At 62.3% G+C, this 1,598-nt stretch carries 2 protein-coding genes; one reads left to right on the forward strand and one right to left on the reverse strand.

Annotated features, from left to right (window positions below):
* Positions 1 to 209: hypothetical protein (locus VGP39_RS05010; RefSeq protein WP_327567005.1), on the reverse strand; the 209-nt coding region annotated here is incomplete at its 3' end.
* A gap of 43 nt (positions 210 to 252) precedes the next feature.
* On the opposite strand from VGP39_RS05010, the gene VGP39_RS05015 reads away from it, so the two are divergent.
* Positions 253 to 1,332 carry an IS630 family transposase gene (locus tag VGP39_RS05015; RefSeq protein ID WP_327567006.1) on the forward strand — a complete coding sequence of 360 codons (1,080 nt, stop codon included), beginning with the start codon at positions 253 to 255 and terminating at the stop codon, positions 1,330 to 1,332.
* The last annotated feature ends 266 nt before the right edge of the window (positions 1,333 to 1,598 follow it).

Consider the following 1,598-nt stretch of genomic DNA (forward strand, 5'->3'; position numbering starts at 1 on the left):
ATTGCCCTACGATCTGGATTTATAACGGCGGTTGGATTGCGGTCCATCAACCGTTCAAGAGCTGCCGCATATTCCTCCAAATTCAGAAGTCCCTCCTGTATCCGCGCCCATTGCCTAGCAGTTTCTTCATCCGTAACACGACCTCTACCTGAGATCCCCTCAGAAGCCCTGGAACTATATAAAATCACCCCACTAGTGGTCTGATTCATTCGGACGATTCCCAAATCGACCGAAGCAGTTCAAGCTCTCGGCATGAGAGCAGGAATTATCGTGAACGTCACCCGAGCGGATCGCCATCGACTTGAGGCGATCGTCTCGGATCGCAGCGCGCCGCAAAAGCACGTGTGGCGGGCCAACATCATTCTGGCCACTGCCGAAGGCTGCGGCACCGCCGAGATCATGCGCCGCTCGGGCAAATCGAAGCCTGTGGTGTGGAGATGGCAGGCGCGGTTCATGGCGGAGGGCGTCGAAGGGCTGACGCGCGACAAGACGCGCAAGCCCGGCAAGCAACCGCTGCCGACCGGCACCGTGCAGAGAGTGGTCGACCTGGCGCTCGGGCCGCCGCCCGGAGAAGCAACGCACTGGACCGGCCGGATGCTGGCGAAGGCCGCAGGGGTGAGCCTGCGTTCGGTGCAACGTATCCTCGAGGCCCACCAACTCGCGCCGCATCGCATCCGCACGTTCAAGCTGTCGAACGACCCGAAGTTCGCCGAGAAACTCAAAGACGTCGTCGGCCTCTACGTCGATCCACCCGCCCATGCGGTCGTCCTCTCGGTCGACGAGAAGAGCCAAATCCAGGCGCTCGACCGCACCCAGCCGGGTTTGCCGATGAAGCCGGGCCGTGCCGGGACGATGACGCACGACTACAAACGTCACGGCACCACCACGCTGTTCGCAGCCCTCAACATCCTCGACGGCACCGTCATCGGCCACAACATGCAGCGCCATCGCCATCAGGAGTTCATCCGCTTTCTCAACACGATCGAGGAGCAGGTCCCGGTGGGAAAAGTGATCCACGCCATCGTCGACAACTATGCGACCCACAAGCATCCGAAGATGCGCCAATGGCTGGCCCGGCATCCCCGCTGGACGTTCCACTTCACCCCGACCTCCGCATCCTGGCTCAATGCGGTCGAAGGCTTCTTCGCCAAGCTCACGCGCCGTCGCCTCAAGCGCGGCGTGTTCCGATCCGTCGTCGACCTGCAAGTCGCTATCAACCGCTTCGTCGCCGAGACAAACGCCGATCCCAAACCCTTCGTCTGGACCGCCGACCCAAAGCGCGTCCTCGCCGCTATCAAACGCGGGAAGCAAACGTTAGAGTCACTCCACTAGAGCATGAGAGCTTCTAGCGGAATCGGCGCAGGCGCCTTGTTCACCTCGCCCCGCTTGCGGGGACAAGTCGGATTGCCTCGGCGATGCCAACGGGTCGCGCGAACGCGCGCCCGATGACAGGCTCCGCATCGTCCGGTGCAATCCGGGTGAGGGGGAGTCAGCGCGCGCGTCTATGTTCGTAATTTGCCGAGGCAGCCCCTCACCCCTCGCTCTTCCCGCGAAGAGCGGGAGAGGTGATCAATCGCCGCCGCCTCGGCCCATATCCG

This window comes from Bradyrhizobium sp., assembly GCF_036009065.1.
Taxonomy (GTDB): domain Bacteria; phylum Pseudomonadota; class Alphaproteobacteria; order Rhizobiales; family Xanthobacteraceae; genus Bradyrhizobium.